Annotated in this window: 15 protein-coding genes and 2 pseudogenes; 7 read left to right on the top strand and 10 right to left on the bottom strand. The window is 69.7% G+C overall.

Features of this window, described 5'->3' with window-relative positions:
- Positions 1-32: 32 nt before the first annotated feature.
- Positions 33-1079 (bottom strand): cytochrome P450, encoded by a 1047-nt coding sequence (locus ACIPLC_RS16115; protein ID WP_400473597.1) that lies wholly within the window; start codon positions 1077-1079, stop codon positions 33-35.
- Between the two features lie 488 nt (positions 1080-1567).
- Here ACIPLC_RS16115 and ACIPLC_RS16110 point away from each other — a divergent pair, with 488 nt between their 5' ends.
- Complete coding sequence (locus tag ACIPLC_RS16110; protein ID WP_400473596.1) at positions 1568-2116, top strand: DUF5990 family protein; 549 nt, start codon at positions 1568-1570, stop codon at positions 2114-2116.
- A gap of 78 nt (positions 2117-2194) precedes the next feature.
- Here ACIPLC_RS16110 and ACIPLC_RS16105 read toward each other — a convergent pair whose 3' ends face one another.
- Together ACIPLC_RS16105 and tsaD are read right to left on the bottom strand one after the other, a co-directional pair.
- Positions 2195-4498: a M9 family metallopeptidase gene (locus tag ACIPLC_RS16105; protein ID WP_400473595.1), complete on the bottom strand. Its 2304-nt coding sequence runs from the start codon at positions 4496-4498 to the stop codon at positions 2195-2197.
- A gap of 208 nt (positions 4499-4706) precedes the next feature.
- Positions 4707-5759, bottom strand: coding sequence for a tRNA (adenosine(37)-N6)-threonylcarbamoyltransferase complex transferase subunit TsaD (gene tsaD, locus ACIPLC_RS16100; RefSeq protein WP_400473722.1), 1053 nt, complete (start codon positions 5757-5759; stop codon positions 4707-4709).
- A gap of 178 nt (positions 5760-5937) precedes the next feature.
- On the opposite strand from tsaD, the gene ACIPLC_RS16095 reads away from it, so the two are divergent.
- A complete protein-coding gene (locus ACIPLC_RS16095; RefSeq protein WP_363587062.1) occupies positions 5938-6540 on the top strand; it encodes a superoxide dismutase in 603 nt (200 codons plus the stop codon).
- A 61-nt stretch (positions 6541-6601) separates the two neighbouring features.
- Here the strand turns inward: ACIPLC_RS16095 and ACIPLC_RS16090 are convergent, their stop codons facing one another.
- From ACIPLC_RS16090 to ACIPLC_RS16075, 4 genes are all read right to left on the bottom strand, one after another.
- Positions 6602-7711 carry an XRE family transcriptional regulator gene (locus ACIPLC_RS16090; protein WP_400473594.1) on the bottom strand — a complete coding sequence of 370 codons (1110 nt, stop codon included), beginning with the start codon at positions 7709-7711 and terminating at the stop codon, positions 6602-6604.
- 54 nt (positions 7712-7765) lie between these two features.
- Positions 7766-8626 (bottom strand): tetratricopeptide repeat protein, encoded by an 861-nt coding sequence (locus ACIPLC_RS16085; protein ID WP_400473593.1) that lies wholly within the window; start codon positions 8624-8626, stop codon positions 7766-7768.
- A 319-nt stretch (positions 8627-8945) separates the two neighbouring features.
- On the bottom strand, positions 8946-10133 hold the full coding sequence (locus tag ACIPLC_RS16080) for a methyltransferase domain-containing protein (protein WP_400473592.1): 1188 nt from the start codon (positions 10131-10133) through the stop codon (positions 8946-8948).
- On the bottom strand, positions 10130-10306 hold the full coding sequence (locus ACIPLC_RS16075) for a hypothetical protein (RefSeq protein WP_363587065.1): 177 nt from the start codon (positions 10304-10306) through the stop codon (positions 10130-10132). Before ACIPLC_RS16075 ends, ACIPLC_RS16080 begins: the two co-directional genes overlap by 4 nt.
- Positions 10307-10574: 268 nt before the next feature.
- On the opposite strand from ACIPLC_RS16075, the pseudogene ACIPLC_RS16070 reads away from it, so the two are divergent.
- The 4 genes and pseudogenes from ACIPLC_RS16070 to cyaB form a co-directional block, all read left to right on the top strand.
- A pseudogene (locus ACIPLC_RS16070) lies at positions 10575-10721 on the top strand (transcriptional regulator); the annotation flags it as partial.
- Between the two features lie 328 nt (positions 10722-11049).
- Positions 11050-11229 carry a hypothetical protein gene (locus ACIPLC_RS16065; RefSeq protein WP_400473725.1) on the top strand — a complete coding sequence of 60 codons (180 nt, stop codon included), beginning with the start codon at positions 11050-11052 and terminating at the stop codon, positions 11227-11229.
- Between the two features lie 13 nt (positions 11230-11242).
- A complete protein-coding gene (locus ACIPLC_RS16060) occupies positions 11243-11824 on the top strand; it encodes an HD domain-containing protein (protein ID WP_350887191.1) in 582 nt (193 codons plus the stop codon).
- 113 nt (positions 11825-11937) lie between these two features.
- Positions 11938-12507 carry a class IV adenylate cyclase gene (cyaB, locus tag ACIPLC_RS16055; protein WP_400473591.1) on the top strand — a complete coding sequence of 190 codons (570 nt, stop codon included), beginning with the start codon at positions 11938-11940 and terminating at the stop codon, positions 12505-12507.
- A gap of 21 nt (positions 12508-12528) precedes the next feature.
- Here cyaB and ACIPLC_RS16050 read toward each other — a convergent pair whose 3' ends face one another.
- From ACIPLC_RS16050 to ACIPLC_RS16040, 3 genes and pseudogenes are all read right to left on the bottom strand, one after another.
- Positions 12529-13002, bottom strand: a complete 474-nt coding sequence (locus ACIPLC_RS16050; RefSeq protein WP_400473721.1) for a hypothetical protein — start codon at positions 13000-13002, stop codon at positions 12529-12531.
- A 105-nt stretch (positions 13003-13107) separates the two neighbouring features.
- Positions 13108-13332: pseudogene (locus ACIPLC_RS16045) on the bottom strand (putative quinol monooxygenase); the annotation flags it as partial.
- A gap of 3 nt (positions 13333-13335) precedes the next feature.
- Positions 13336-14676, bottom strand: coding sequence for a hypothetical protein (locus tag ACIPLC_RS16040; protein ID WP_400473590.1), 1341 nt, complete (start codon positions 14674-14676; stop codon positions 13336-13338).
- Between the two features lie 168 nt (positions 14677-14844).
- Here ACIPLC_RS16040 and ACIPLC_RS16035 point away from each other — a divergent pair, with 168 nt between their 5' ends.
- Complete coding sequence (locus ACIPLC_RS16035) at positions 14845-14979, top strand: hypothetical protein (protein ID WP_400473589.1); 135 nt, start codon at positions 14845-14847, stop codon at positions 14977-14979.
- Positions 14980-15181 lie beyond the last annotated feature (202 nt).

The raw sequence follows: 15181 nt of genomic DNA, 5'->3' as shown, positions 1-15181 counted from the left end.
CCCGTGGTGTCAGGGTGTTCGGTGCTCGTGGGTCATGCCCTGGTCTCGGCGTCGAACCGCACGGAGAGCAGGGAGCGCAGGGGGACGTGCGTCTCCTGCTGCGGGCCGCGAATGGCGAGCCGGTGGTCGAAGGCGACGTTCAGCAGGCGTTCGGCCAGGGGGACGACGAGGTGCTTGGCCCAGCAGCGGGCGCCGTCGAACCCGAACGGCATGAACCCGGGCGTCTTCTCCGGGTCCGCCACCCCGGCCCACCGTTCGGGCCGGAACTCCAACGGGTCGGACCAGTAGTCCGGGTGGCGGTGCATCAGGAGCGGGAAGAGCGCGACGCGGTCCTCGGGGCGGATCTCGGGGTGCAGTCCGGTGTACGCGTGCCCGTCGTTGCGGAACAGCATCCACGCGGGCGGGAGCAGCCGCAGGGTCTCCCACAGGACCTCGGTGAGGTCGGCGCGGGCGCCGTCCCGCTCCCGGGCCGGCCCCATGAGCCACAGGGCGTTGCCGGCCAGTGCGGCCACGCCGTCGCAGAGGGTGGCCGTCGATCGCCGGTACAGCGCGATGGCCTGCTTCCGGTCCTGGGTGCCGGAGGCGTCGCGGATCTGCCCGGCCAGCGCGGTGCTCCTGCCCTCGGCAGCGGATCCCGGCCAGACGGTGACGGCGCGGTCGACGATCCGGGAGAGCGTGTCGGAGCGGGTGACGCCGCGCTTCGACAGCAGGGAGACCGGCAGGGGGTCGGACGCGAAGAGCCAGCGGCGCAGGTAGGAGGTGGCCGCGTAGGGCCAGGCGCCGGACAGTCCGCGCGCCGGGGGCGGCGGGGTCTTGATGCCCGCCATGACGTCCTGCCCCAGCGCGCGGATCGTCCGGGTCGCGCTGTCGTGGTGGATGTCGGCCCCTGCGGCGGGCTTGTAGACCGAGCGCTCGGCCGACAGCACGGGGCGCGCCGCGACGATTTCGGCCATCAGGTCGCAGTCGGAGACGCCGACCGTGCTGGCGTCGATCCGGAATACCTTCTCTTCCCTGGTCAGCAGGTCCTGAATCTTCGGGGCGTAAACGATGGAATGGTCGCGCACCGCTGTCGGCGCCATTTCTTCCATGAGAATCCCGCCTCCATTGAAATGGCGATGAAACGGATTTCCCCCGGCCGGCGGAGAGCTCCGGGCAGGTGAACGGGTGGGGCGCTGTGCAGCGCCGGCGGGGGCCACGGCATAGCCGCGGTATGACCGTGGCCCCCGCCAGTGACGGTGCGTCAGATGACGTGCAGGACCCAGGCGTGGTTGGCGAGGTCCTCGTCACGCTTGAACTTCTTCACGATGGCCTTGATCATCTTCATGGGTACTCTCCATTCCCGGGATTGCGGGTGCGACGGACAAGGGCGCCCGCGACTTGGCGGAAATTCGGCATTCCGTTCCGGACGCCGAACTGACGTTCATCTAACTCCGGAACTTAACCGAAAGCTAGGGCTCCTGACACTCTTTTGACAAAGGATGGCCCGCTCGTCGCGCCGGGTTGTGCGACGCATTGGATAGCCGATCGTTATAACTCCCCGAGGGGCGCGGTGGGGGACCATATCGGTATGGAGCTGAGGATTGAGGCCACCGACCTGCCGGGGCGCGACCGTGACGCCACCCCGGGCTTCCCGGGCTACCGGGACCTTCACGTCGCCGTCCAACGCCGGGGCCGCCCGGCCGAGTTGCTCGACCTGTTCCCGGGTGACGCGCCGCGCGCCCGCTGGTCGCTGGAGTGCGAGGCGCGGCCGGCTCCCGGCGGCCTGGAGCTCACCGGCGGCGTGGACTTCACCGGTGGCGTGGGCCTCACCGGCGGCGTGGACTTCACCGGTGGCGTGGGCCTCACCGGCGGTGTGGATCTCACCGGCCGGTACGTGCAGGGCGGCCCCGGCGGCCGGTTCGTCTACCTGAACTGGGTGACCAGGGACGGCGACGGCTGGGCGCTGCTCCGCCGGGCCAAGCTGCTGCTGGCGGCGGTCGAACGGGAGGTCGTCGGGGCGGCGGTGGAGAGCGGCGTCCTGGTGGCCCGGCTGGGCCTGACGGACGCCGAGGGCCACCCGCTGTGCGCCGCCGTCCGCCCGCCCGCCGTGACCTGGTCGGCGGAGGGCCCGGCCTGATCCGCACGACACGCCCGGAACGCGCGAGGAGGGCCCCGCCGCACGCGGGGCCCTCCTCGCGCGTTCAGGACACGGACGTCAGTTGTACGTCGTGGTGACGGTCACGCCGCCGAAGCCCTGCTGGCCGTAGAGGCTGAAGTACACCCAGCCGGACGGCGGGTTGGTGATGGTGAGGGTTTCGCCGTTGCCGGAGTTGGTGGACTTGGCCAGGTTCGACCCGGTGGTGGCCCACGCGCCCCCGTTGTAGTAGAGGTCGGCGTTGCCGGTGCCGCCGCTGGTGGTGATGGTCAGCTGCTTCACGCCGGCGGGCAGGTTGAGGAAGTTGTAGCTGTAGTTGCCGGTGGTGGCGGCGACGCCGTCGCGGCGGCAGTTCTTGTCGTACTGCCGGGTGTCGGCGGCGGTGCAGAGCGGGGCCTGGCTGGTGGGCAGGCTGCCGCAGTTGTCGGCGCCGCAGGCCTTGAGCCAGGCGGCGAAGTCGGCGTCGTACGAGGTGCCGATGGTGGTCTTGAGGAGGGTGCGGGCGCCGTTCCAGTCGCCGACGCGGTACTTGGCGAGGAGTGCGTCGACGTCCTGCGGGTGCGACTGGAGCATGTAGCGCACCGCCAGGTAGCCCCAGTTGTAGACCTTGGTGGAGTCGGAGTTGTCGTAGGTGTTGTCGAAGAGGGTGCTCAGCGCGTAGGTGCCCTTGGCGGCCTGGGCGACGGCGTCGTCGTAGTGGACGCCCCGGTAGCTGTACGAGACGTACTCGGCGAGGCCCTCGACCCACCAGACGGTCGGGGTGGTCATGCCGGCGTCGAAGTCGCCGTAGAAGTCGTAGCGGCCGTCGAGGTAGTGGGTGTACTCGTGGTTGAGGTTCCAGATCTGGAAGGCGGGGCGCAGCCAGGAGGCCTCGTGCGCGATGAAGCGGGCCTGGTTGCCGGCCTTGGCCGGGTCGCCCTCCTCGTACATGCCGCCGTTGTCGACGGCGATGCCGTACATCTCCCAGGCGTAGAGGCTGTACTCGTAGTAGTCGTCGAAGACGACGACCTCAAGACTGGTGTTGTTGTCGTTGGCGACCGGGCCCTTGTCCTTGACCACCTGGTGGAAGAACTGGTCCTCGTTGATCAGGCTGGTGCAGGTGTCGGCGAGCTGCTGCGCGGTCATGTCCTGGGCGCGGATGCGCAGGTTGGCGTTGCAGGTGTGGTCGACGGTGAGCACGAGCGGGACGAGCCGGGCGGGCAGGTCGCAGGTGCCGTAGTAGCTGCAGTTGCCGGTGTCCTTCTTCTCCGCGAACCAGACCAGGTTCATGGTGAGCGGACCGGTGGCGCCGACCAGCGGGTAGCGGTTGATCAGGTCCTTGACGATCGGCCGGCCCTGGGCCTTGGTGACGTCGTTGGCGACCAGGTTGCCGATCTGGATGCCGATCGAGGTGACCAGGTCGGAGCCGTTCAGCTGGGAGCCGTTGCGGGTGACGAAGGACGCCATGGCGGTGGCGAAGGAGGGGTCGGCCTGGAGGGCGGCGGTGAAGGCCGGCAGGTCGAAGCCGCGCTCGATGACGGTCTTGGTGTTGCCGACGGCGTCGGCCATCGAGCCGGTCCAGGAGCCGGTGTAGTCGTTGAGCAGGCCCTTGACGACGCCGGTGTAGCGGGCGTTCTCCTGGGCGCTGTCGATCAGGGTGACGGCCTCGGCGAGGGTCGCGCCGTTCGCCTCGGTGACGTCCTTGCTGTGCGGGGCGGCGAAGAAGCCGTCCAGGGCGCCGCGGATGGCGGTCTGCAGGGTGGTGCCGTACGTGCCGACCACGTCCGCGTGGTTCCACTGCACGTAGTAGCCGGCGCGGAGGTAGACCACCAGTTGGCCGGCCGAGGTGGAGTCGTCGCCGGGGTAGGCGGCGGACACGTCGCGCAGGGCGTTGGCGACGGTGGCCATCTGCGCCTCGTTGAACGCGCCCTTGGCGTCGTCGCCGGTCAGGTTGTACAGGGTGTTGATGCAGCCGAGGTCGGCGGCCTTGACCTGCTGGACGAGCGCGGCGCCGGTGCTGCCGGTGAAGGCGGACACGTTGCAGGCGGCGGCGGGGGCGGCGGAGAGCTGCTTGGCGGCCTTGGCGGCGTGCGCACCGGTGGCGCTGCCCGCCGCCGGGGCGGTCGCCTTGGCCTGCTGGTCCGCAGGCAGCGGGCGGTCGTCCTTCGGGGTGTCGGGGGACTTCGGCACCGGGACGGAGCGCGGCGTGGCCGCCTTGCCGGTCTGTGTCTGTGCCTGGGCCTGGGCCTGGGCCTTGAGGGTGGTGGTGGAGTCGGCCGTCGCGGCGTGCGCCTGCGGGGCGAACAGGCCGAGTGCGAGGAAGAACGCGGCGCCGAGCGCGGGCAGTCTCCGCGCCTGGGCCGTGGTTATCCGGAAGGGACGCATCTGTGGGGGCCTCCGGGGCCGTTGAGGGTTGCCGTGTGGTTGGGGGGCACACGGGTTCCTGATGTGTGACATGTAAAATGGCACAGTCGTTGCGGCCGGGGGAAGGCTTGGGAACGGATTCGCGTCGGGCGAGATCGAACCGTTGCCGGATCAACACGCCGTCAGACCGGCGACGGGGGTGTGATCCGGCGGAAAAGCGGCGAAACCCTCAGACCGCGGCGGCCCGCGCCAACGGCGTCAACGCTGCGAACTCCAGCGGCGCCGACGGATCCACCGACAGCTCCGCCGGGGCCGGCTCGGCGCCGGAGCGGGCCAGCAGGTCGCCGATCGCCGCCACCATCGCCCCGTTGTCCGTGCAGAGCCTGAGCGGCGGCACCCGCAGCGTGATCCCGGCCGCCGCGCAGCGCTCCTCGGCGAGCGACCGCACCCGGGAGTTGGCCGCGACCCCGCCGACCACCACCAGGGTGCCGATCCCGTGATCGGTGCAGGCCCGCACCGCCTTGCGGGTCAGCACGTCGGCGATCGCCTCCTGCAACCCGGCCGCCGCGTCCGGGACGTGTGGGTCGCGGCCGCCCGAGCGCTGCGCCTCCACCCAGCGGGCGGCGGCCGTCTTGAGCCCGGAGAACGAGAACGCGTACGGGTCGTCCCGTGGCCCGGTCAGCGGCCGCGGCAGGCGGACGGCCGTCGGGTCGCCCTCCCGGGCAGCGCGGTCGATCGCGGGCCCGCCGGGGTAGGGGAGGCCGAGGATCCGGGCGACCTTGTCGAAGCACTCGCCGGCCGCGTCGTCCAGGGTGTCGCCGAGGTGGACGATCGGATCGCGGGCGAGATCGCGCACCAGCAGCAGCGAGGTGTGCCCGCCCGAGACGATGAGCACCACGCAGGGGTTCGGCAGCGGCCCGCCGTCCAGCGTCGCGGCGGCGACGTGCCCGGCCAGGTGGTGCACCCCGTACAGCGGGACGCCGAGCGAGAAGGCGTAGCCCTTGGCCGCGGCCACCCCGACCTGGAGCGCCCCGGCCAGCCCCGGACCGGTCGTCACCGCGACGGCGCCGACGTCGGCGAGCGTCAGCCCGGCCCGCGCCAGCGCCTCGCCGACCACCGGCGCCATCGCGTGGACGTGCGCCCGGGCGGCGATCTCCGGCACCACCCCACCGAACCGCGCGTGCTCGTCCATCGACGACGCCACCGCCTGCCCGAGCAGTACGCCGTCCCGGACCAGACCCGCGCCGGTCTCGTCGCAGGAGGACTCGATCCCCAGCACCACCGGTGACCCTGTCACAGTCACTCACCCTCATCACTCATTACATGCACTCGCGACCATTGTGCCCGACGAGACGTGAGGAATAAGCAGGAGCCCATGCTTCGTTCCTGCAACCGATACGCAATAGTGTGGTTCCGGCACGATCGCCAACGTTCAACCCGCCGAAAGGGGCCGTGTCCTGATGGGCACCTACTCGCTTCCCGACCTGCCGTACGACTACTCCGCGCTTGAGCGGGCGATGTCCCCCGAGATCCTGGAGCTGCACCACTCCAAGCACCACGCCGCCTACGTCAAGGGTGCGAACGACACCCTGGACCAGCTCGCCGAGGCGCGCGACAAGGAGCAGTTCGGGGGCCTGGTCGGCCTGCAGAAGACCTTCGCCTTCCACCTGTCCGGCCACGTGCTGCACTCGCTGTTCTGGCAGAACCTCTCCCCGGAGGGCGGCGACCGCCCCGAGGGCGAGCTGGCCGACGCCATCACCGAGCACTTCGGCAGCTTCGAGGCCTTCCGCAAGCAGCTCACCACCGCCACCACCGGCGTCCAGGGCTCCGGCTGGGGCATCCTCTCCTGGGAGCCGCTGGCCAAGCGCCTGATCGTCGAGCAGGTCTACGACCACCACGGCAACGTCGGCCAGGGCACCACCCCGCTGCTCGCCTTCGACGCCTGGGAGCACGCCTACTACCTGCAGTACCGCAACGTCCGCCCCGATTACGTCGAGAAGCTCTGGGACGTCGTCAACTGGCAGGACGTCTCGTCCCGCTTCGCGGCCGCCAAGACCGCCTGACGCGACGCGCACCAGGTGAACGGCCCCGGACCGGTCGGGCGGTCCGGGGCCTTCCCTGTTGTCAGGGGAGCCGCAACAGCGCCTTCCGGTGCCGCCAGGCGAGCCGCAGGAGTGCCGCGCCGGCGGGCTGCATCGGCTCCGCACCGGTGAGGCGATCGACCTGCTCGGCTGTGAACGGGATGCCGGCCGACCGCCCCGTCGCGTCCTCCAGCCCGACGCGGTGGCCTTCGTCGTTGGTCGAGACGATGCGCCGGAACGTCTCGTCGAACAGCTCGGCGTCGAACACGGCCACGGTGAGCAGGTCGGTGACGAAGGTCAGCGGGTCCATCCCGAGGCCCAGCCAGAACACCCGCAGGCGGCCGTCTGCGCGCGCCGCGGTGAGAGACTCGTTGAGTGGCCAGGTGGCGTAGTCGATGGGTGCCTGGTCGCTCCCGTAATCCTCGGTGCCGCCGAGCAGTTCCTCGCGCAGCTCCCGCAGGATGGAGCGCCACAGGTCGAAATCGTTCGCCTCGTTCCAGAGCGCGTCGTGCGAGGCCTGGAACATGCCGACCGGCATCACCTGGAAGAGACCCCCGCCGCTGGCGACCTTCTCGGGATCACGCCAGTGCAGCACGAACTCAGCTTCGCCGGTCCTGCGATCGTGGCGGATGGTCAGCGTACTGGTGGCCGCCATGACCGGCCGGCGCGTGAGGTCGGTCGGATCGCCGATGGCGGCGCGGAAGGGCGTGGCGGCCGAGCCCGCCAGGACCGCCGCAGCGTACTCGTGCGCGACGGCCTCACAGATGTTGATCACGTCGAAGTACCGGCCGCGCCCGAAGGTCAGCGTCGGATCGCCCGCAGACGTCCCGACATCAAGCAGGCGGTAGCAGCTTCGATCCTCGAACAGCTTGGGCCTGGCGAGATCTCCAACGGCATCGGCATAGCGGCGATGGGCGGTTCCATCGACCCGGTGCGGGCGGATGTGGTCGAGCTCCGGCTCGCCGCCGTCCAGGTCGGCCTCCGGCGCGTCCGGCCGCCACCGCAGCCGGACGCGCTCCAGCGGTACCGGCTGCTCCGGAATCCAATGCCGACGGGCCAGCAGCGGAGTCCCCGGGATCAACTGCTCGGGAGTGCTCTCGGTCAGGAGCCGGCTGGTCAACTCGAAGCGGTGGTCGTTGAGGAAGCTCCGCACCCATCGCCAGTGCTCCCGGCTGTCGGACGGGCCCGGTCGGTCGTATGCCACGGTTCACCCTAGCGCTGCGGCCCGCTCGTCCAGTTCCTCGACGCCGGGTACGTCGCGGAGGCGATGAAGGCGGGCGCGCAGGTCGTTGACGGCGCCCTGGACCTTGATCGAGCGGATGCCGTCCGCGCAGTCGAGGAAGTCGTGCCAGGAAGCGAGGGCACCGTCGACGTCGTCCTGCCGGAGACGGACGGCGCCGAGGTCGGCGAGGACGATCGCACGGGTGCGGCGGCGGTCGAGGCCGTGGATGTCGAGCGCGTGGTGGAGGTGTTCCTGCGCGCTGGTGTGGTCGCCGAGTCGGGCGAGGATCATGCCGGACTCGTGGGCCCACCGGCCGATGCTGTAGTGCGAGGCCCATGACTCGCCCGGCGCGCCGGTGGCCCGTTCGATTGCGCTCTGGGACGCGGCGAGCGAGCTGGTCGCGGTGCGCCGGTCGCCGTCGAGGGCTGCGGCGTTGGCGAGGGTGGCCTGGTAGTAGGCCAGGGCTCGGGAATCGTCCAGGTGTTTGGCCTGGTCGACGCACTCTTCTGCTATCCGCACGGCGGTGGGCCTGAAACCCAGGTCGATGGCCTGGACGGCCAGACCGCGCAGGGCGGTGGCGGCAAGTTCTGCGCTACCAGCCTCGGCTGCCAGATGAAATGAGTGGGCGTAGTACTGCTGGGCGGCGTCCTGGTTGCCCTCGTCCTGGGCCATCCACCCGGCCAGGTGGACGAGTTGGGAGGTCGCCGCGAACAGCTCCCGGCCGACGGCTTCACTCCAGGACCCGTCCAGCCAGGGGGCGACGTCGTCGTGGAGGTAGCGGACGGCGAGGTGACGGGCGTGCCCGCCGCCGAGCTCGGCGGCCGCGTCGCCCAGCGACTTCGTCATCTGGCGGATCGCTGCGACCTCGCCCCGGCCCACCTTCACTGTGCTGCCAGTCTTTCCCTGTACCCGCCGCAGGATGGCATCAAGGTCGGACAGGCCCAACATCGCAAGCGCGTACGCGCTGGAGGCGGACACGAATCCCCGGCGATCCACCACGTCCCTCCGGCTCAGCTCGACAGCCGATCCACGGTAACGCCAATTCCACTCTCTACATGCCCAGTTGTCGGCTTGTTGACCACCTGGAACATCCGATCGGTTCCAGGCAGGCAGCCCCGGACCGGCGGTCCGGGGCCGTGCCGAATGAGACGGGCAATCCACTCCGCTACGGCAGGGGCCACGCATTCGTCGGGTCGTCCAGCCAGGCCTGATGGCCTCCGGGGCCGATGGTGAGGCCGAGGCGGCTCGGCCCGGGGCGGCCATTGTCCAGCCACCAGCGGTGGGCGGTCTCGACTTCGTCCCACAAGCGGCGCGGGCCGTGCTGCCACACCGTGTACCGCTCGGCGTTCTCGGTGCCGTCCCAGTCGACGGCGGCCCAGGAGCCGCCGTCGGTCGTGGCCACCCAGAGGCGGGTCTCGACGTCATCGAGATCGGGGTCGTGGTGCCAGGCGTACCAGAGGTCGCCGAGGCGGTGCCCGAGGGCGAACTGGGTCTCGAACTCCGAGTCGGCGACGGCCCAGGGGTCGAGCGTGGTCGTGGACTCGTCCGGCACGTGCTCGTCCATGACGACGTCCCGGAAGAGGCGGAGGTCGCGGCGCTGGGTGCGCATCAGCATGAAGGCGCTGTCGGCGGTGTACCGCCCGGTGGCGGTACCGTCGCCGGTGACGGTCAGACGGAGGAGCCCGCCGCAGCTCCACTCGTCGTACCAAGGGGTGAGGATCTGCCCGCCGGGCCTGGTCTGGCTGATCCATTCGCCCGGAACGCGCTTCACGGAGCAGGTGGCCATGATCCGGTCGAACGGCGATGCGGCGTTCCAGCCGAGACTTCCGTCGCCGCAGACGACGGTGGGTGCGTAGCCGGTGGCGTCGAGGTTGGTGCGGGCGCGGTGGGCCACGGCGGCGTCGATCTCGATCGTCGTCACGTTCGCCCCACCGAGGCGGTGGGAGAGCATGGCTGCGTTGTACCCGGTGCCCGCGCCGATCTCAAGAACCCGCATCCCCGGTGCGATGTCCAGGAGTTCGAGCATCTGGAAGACGACCGACGGCTCGGAGGCCGAGGACGAAGGCCACGCATCGCCTACATCCGTCGGCTCGTCTCCGTCGTTGACCTGTGTCACTACGGGAATGTCCGAACTGGCGGCGGCGAACCAGCGGTCGGGCTCACGGTCACGGTCGCAGAGCTGGTAGCCGTCACCGTCGGCAAGCCAGATCCGGTCCGGGAGGAAACGATGGCGCGGGGTCGCTTCTGCGGCCCTTCGCCACTCATCGGACACATCGTGGCCGAGAGAGCGGGATACGGCCCGGAGCAGGCCGTTCGTGGCGGCCTGCTCCAGGTCGTTCTGCTGGCTCTTCACTTCCCGTCGCCGTCCTTGCGGTGCTTGCCGGCCGACGACCCGGACGAGGTGTCCGGGGTCGACTTGTCCTTCCCGAAGTCCTTCCGGTCCTTGTTCGCGTGCTTGCCCTGCCCGCCGTCGTTGCCCCCGCTGCCGCCACCGGAGCTTCCGTCCTTGCCGGTTCCCCATCCCATGGGTGCCTCCTGCCTGTTTTCTTCACGATGGTTGTCGCGTGGAGCGCTTGCCCAGGTGTACGGACGTGACAGTTGCCAACTGGCGTGCCCCCGGGCCGGTACGCTCCTTGATGAGAGCGGGACCGCCGTCGCAGGGAGCGAGACCCACCGACGGGTCTCCGACCGCTCTCGGTCGGGGACGCCTACGACGGTAGGGTCCCGGAGTCAGAACCTGAAGTGACCACGAGTACACGTACGTCGGCACGGACTCCCGAGGTGGGGGGCTCTCATGCAGTCAAGCCCACAGCCTTCCCTGACTGTCGGTCAGGGAAGGCCTCGGCGCCCGCGCGTGGGCATCATCTCCGGGTACGTCTTTCGGGTGATCCGAGAACAGCACGGTGCCACCCAGGACGAGTTCGCCGAGCGGCTGGCCGTGTCAAGCGACACGATCGCCGGGTGGGAGAGTGGTCGGCGCCCACTCACGGCCGTACCTGTCGGGCAGATGCTCACCTACCGCCATCGGCTGATGCAGATGGGCACAGCGCCCGCACTCCTCCAAACACTGGAGCGATCCTTCGAGGCCGACATTCTGCTCGCCGGCATCGTTGAGGAGAAGTCGTCGGCTGTCGGGAGCCCCCTCGGGGCGATGGTGATACGGCGCGACCTTGTGGAGATTCTCATGTGGCCGCTCAGCGGTGCAGCGCCGAAGGCCGTTCGCGACCTACCGAGTTCAGGGGCTCGGCCCGCAGTGCGGGTACGCCGAGTTGAACATCCACAGTGTGTGGTCACTGCTCCAGATCCGGCCGGATCTGCTGCGCTCCGGAACTGCGGCCCGCGCCCTGCGCGAACGGCTCCCGGTGCTGTTGGATGGTCGGGAGCTGTCGCGGCGAGGGCGACGCGAGCTCGACAGCATCCGCTACGCGATCCGCCTTGTCGAGGCGTGAGAGGAGCCAGACAGTGACAGACGACCTGACACCGGTGGCGAGGTTCCTGTTCGAAGCCGGGACGCTCAAGCAGACCAAGCGCACGGGCTGGTGGATGGCCGGCGTCCGCGATCCCGAATCGGTCGCCGAACACTCCTGGCGAACCGCGTTGATCGCTTCGATCATCGCCAAGCTGGAAGGCGCGGACCCGGCGCAGGCCGCCTTCCTCGCGGTCTGGCACGACTCCCAGGAGACGCGCACCGGGGACGTCAACCATCTGGGGAAGAAGTACGCACCCGGCGCCGATCCGGCGGCGGTGACGGCCGACCAGGTCGGCGGCATGCCGGAGATCCTCGCCTCCACCATCCGGGATCTCGTCGCGGAGTACGAAGCGAAGGACTCTCCGGAGGCGGTCTGTGCGCGGGATGCCGACAAGCTGGAGTGCCTGATCCAGGGCGTCGAGTACAAGGCGCAGGGCTATGCGAACGCTCAGCGCTGGATCGACAACAGCCGTGGCCGTCTCACCACGAAGACCGCCAACGCACTCGCCGACGCCGTCCTGGCAACCGACTCCCTCGACTGGCTCCGTGCTGCCCTCGGCGAGAAGTCGAGCTGACGCGGGTCGTGGATCGCGTCTTGAAGGCGGCACCTCGCAGGTGTCGGTCTCAAAGCGGAAGTTCGATGTGATGGTGGACGGCGCCGAGCGCGTGATCTGACGGAGGGGCGAGGATGGCGATCGAAGCGGAGCTCAAGGCGGTCGTGCGCGACCCGGAAGGCGTGCTCAAGCAACTGGAGGCCCGGCACGGTGCCGGCCGCGCCGAGGTCTACCGCGACACGTACTACGACGCGCCGGACGGCAGCCTGATGGGCACCGATCGCGAGTTGCGGATCCGTACCGTGCACAGCCCGGACGACATGCGTACGGTGCTCACGTACAAGGGGTCTCGGGTGGACGAGGCGTCCGGGTCGAAGCCGGAGTCCGAGACGATGGTCGAGGACGCCGATGCCGCGCACGAGATCATGCGGGGCCTGGGCTTCACCCCTCGCATCGCGTTCGAGAAGCGGTGCCGCAACTACGGCTTCCAGCGCGACGGAAGGCGCCTGCTCGCCACGTTCGTTCGCGTTCCCGAGTTGGACGACGCCACGTTCATCGAGGTCGAGACGACGGCCGCCACGGAGGCCGACCTCGCGCCGGCCCTCGCCCTCGTCCGTGCGGTGCTGGCCGAACTCGGCATCAGAGAAGTCGACTTGACCGCCGAGCTCTACACCGACGCGGTCGCGGCGGCGCGACCTGCCTGACTGGCAGGCCTCATTCCGCATTCACCGGCGAGCTCCCTGAGGCCACAGCACCTCAACCGGCACGCCGCGCTGGCGGGCGTAGGCGACCACGTCCGCCGTCCCGCCGTAGCCGCGGGCCGGCAGGCCGTCCCAGACGGCGAGGAGCTTGTCGACCTGGGCCACCAGGACCTCGCTCCCCGTCATGTGCGCGGCTTCGTCGGACTCCACCCGGCCTGTTCGGTGAACGGCGTTGGCACTGCTCAACAGCCGGTCGTAGACGGGGTGATGCCAATCTGGTAGCCCGTCCCGGTACTGATCCGCGGGAATGACGACCTCCAGCCGCGCCCCCCGTTCGAGCGCGATCTCCGCGATCCACGCGTCCGGCCCGTCCGCGATGCAGGACACGATCGTGAGCCCAGTCGGGTCCTCTCCCGCGAGAGCGTCTTCGAGCAGCCGTCGAACCTGCTCCTCCACCCCGGCCGCCAGCCCCCGGTGCCCGGTGGCTCCGATTCGCAGACCGCTCCGGTCGGCCTTCACGGTGTACGCGCCCTTGCCGGATGTCTCATCCAGGAACGTCACCTCGAACGATTCGAGGTGCTGCGCGCGTTCGGCCAGGAACCGGCGGACGTGAGGTTGCCGTTCGTGCTCCTCGAAGGCTGCACGGTCCGCGTACAACTCATAGAAGACCCGGACGTGTGGCTCGCCCGGCACGGTGTGAATGGCGTAGAGGAGCGTGCCGGGTTCTTTTGCGCGGATCTCTTCGAGGGCCGCAGCTGTCAGCTGGTCGAAGGCGCGGGCTGCTGTGGCATCGCGGGTGATGAAGCGTACGACCAGACCGAATCCCATGGGTCACGAGGCCTTCTGGCCGGCGACCTCGCGGGTGCGCTGGTGGAGCTGGCGGACCGTACGGCTGGTGGCTCGTGCCGGGAGGCTCTTGCCCAGAGCCTGGAAGTGCTCGTCGCCACGGACAGAGCTGATCGTGACGTAGTCGTCCAGGAACGTGTTCCAGGTGGCGCAGGCGGCCTCGACGTGCCCGAGTTCCATCTGGCGGCGGGCCAGCAGGCCGTTGCCGTGTACGCGGCCCTGTTTTTCGTTGGCGGGGCGGGCTCGGTTGGAGAGTTGAAGTTCCTTGATCGCCCCTGGGAGGTCGCCGAGTTCGTACAGCACGTGCGAGACGTGGAAGTGATAGGCGGCCTGGTCGTAGCCACCGACGGAGTCGTTGCGGCCCTCAGCCTGGGTCAGCGCGGTTTCGGTCTCGGCAAGGCGCGCGAATGCCTGCCGCTTGTCCTTCACCATGGCGGCGCCGTGCGCCTGTTGGCCGGCGAGGAAGGCTCGCAGTCGCGGGCCGGAGGCCGGAGCCGCTTCGGCGGCCGAGTCGGCGAGTTCCAGCGCCTTCGGGCCGTATCCGAGATTGGACGCCTGGAGCGCCATACCCCGTAGGGTGCGGCAGTAGGTCACGTGGTCCTGGGCTTCGCGTGCGAGCTTGAGGGCCTGGACGTAGTACTTCTGGCCGAGACCGTGGGCAGTCTCGTACATCGCCATCCACCCGGTGAGGTAGCTGAGATCGGCGGCGGCCGACAGCAGGCCGGCCTTCACTTCCGTGGTGCCGGATGCCTGGAGCCAGGGACCGACCGAGTTGACCAGGAAGGCCGCCGCCATCGGGCGGGCGTGGGCGGCGCCGAGCTCGTCGAGGATATCGGCGATCCGGTCCGTCATTCTCTGAACGGTCTCGACCTCGCCCTGGCCGACCCGTACGGTACGGCCCGCCGCGGCATGGCTCATCCGGTCAGCGGTCTCGTCGAAGACCGGCAGCGTCAGAGCGAGCGAGTAGAGCCCGGAGGCGAGTACACCACGGCGCGAGGGGTCCATGTCGGCTTTGCCGATCGACATCAGATCGGACAGGACCCCCTGGCTGCCCGCCTGCTCGGCACCGCGCCCGAAGCCCGTCTCCTCGGGTGTCACCGGTCGTCCGAGCCGACGTGAGAGCGTCTCGCGGACAACTTCCTGTACGTCTGCCCGGGGTTGAGTGCCCGAGAGCCAGTGCGAGATCGCCGACTTGTCATAGGTCAGCTGGTGCCCCGCCTCGCCTCCGACGCGATTCACGGCTCGGGCGAGCTGGCCGTTGCCCCACCCCGCCTGCTGCATGAGTGTCGCGAGAGCGGTGTTGGGTGTGCGCGGTCGGTGGGTCATCGCGATCCCGTCCTCTGTTCAACCGGTTCAACGCCTGGACCAGCTTCGCCCGTTCTCCCTTCCTCTGTACCCGCGTTGACTTGACGTCAGCCATTCGGGCGATGGGTGCGGACCCGAACCATCTGACATGGCTGCCGAATTGTCGATATGTGACCGAATGGATTCCCAGTGATCGTCAGTCCGCTCAACACCGCTCGATTCCCGGTTCCGCTGGAGTGGGGTGTGCCGCTCTCGGTTGATGCGCTCGGGGAGGTGGAGCTGTGCGCCAGCGAGGTGATCGCCAATGCGCTCGTGCACACCTAGGAGCGCTGTGTCGTGACCGTCCGGTGGTGTGCCGGGCGGGTGCGGGTGGAGGTCGCCGATCGGTGCCCGGAACTCCCGAGGCGCGAGCTCGACGTCGGCTCGACCAGAGGGCGTGGCCTCCTGCTCGTGGAGGTGCTGGCGCACGCCTCGGGGTGGCACCCGGCGGGGGTGGGCAAGGTGGTCTGGTTCGAGTACCTGGAAG

The sequence above is a fragment of the Kitasatospora sp. NPDC086801 genome, from assembly GCF_044745805.1.
Taxonomy (GTDB): Bacteria; Actinomycetota; Actinomycetes; order Streptomycetales; family Streptomycetaceae; genus Kitasatospora.
The sequence above is the reverse complement of the archived record's forward strand: the minus strand, read 5'-3'. Positions and strand labels throughout refer to the sequence as shown.

Excerpts from the sequence above, each read along its gene's own strand:
- ACIPLC_RS16115 (WP_400473597.1), bottom strand. The coding sequence starts at position 1,079 with ATGGCGCCGACAGCGGTGCGCGACCATTCCATCGTTTACGCCCCGAAG.
- ACIPLC_RS16110 (WP_400473596.1), top strand. The coding sequence starts at position 1,568 with ATGGAGCTGAGGATTGAGGCCACCGACCTGCCGGGGCGCGACCGTGAC.
- ACIPLC_RS16105 (WP_400473595.1), bottom strand. The coding sequence starts at position 4,498 with ATGCGTCCCTTCCGGATAACCACGGCCCAGGCGCGGAGACTGCCCGCG.
- ACIPLC_RS16095 (WP_363587062.1), top strand. The coding sequence starts at position 5,938 with ATGGGCACCTACTCGCTTCCCGACCTGCCGTACGACTACTCCGCGCTT.
- ACIPLC_RS16085 (WP_400473593.1), bottom strand. The coding sequence starts at position 8,626 with ATGACGAAGTCGCTGGGCGACGCGGCCGCCGAGCTCGGCGGCGGGCAC.
- ACIPLC_RS16075 (WP_363587065.1), bottom strand. The coding sequence starts at position 10,306 with ATGGGATGGGGAACCGGCAAGGACGGAAGCTCCGGTGGCGGCAGCGGG.
- cyaB (WP_400473591.1), top strand. The coding sequence starts at position 11,938 with ATGGCGATCGAAGCGGAGCTCAAGGCGGTCGTGCGCGACCCGGAAGGC.
- ACIPLC_RS16040 (WP_400473590.1), bottom strand. The coding sequence starts at position 14,676 with ATGACCCACCGACCGCGCACACCCAACACCGCTCTCGCGACACTCATG.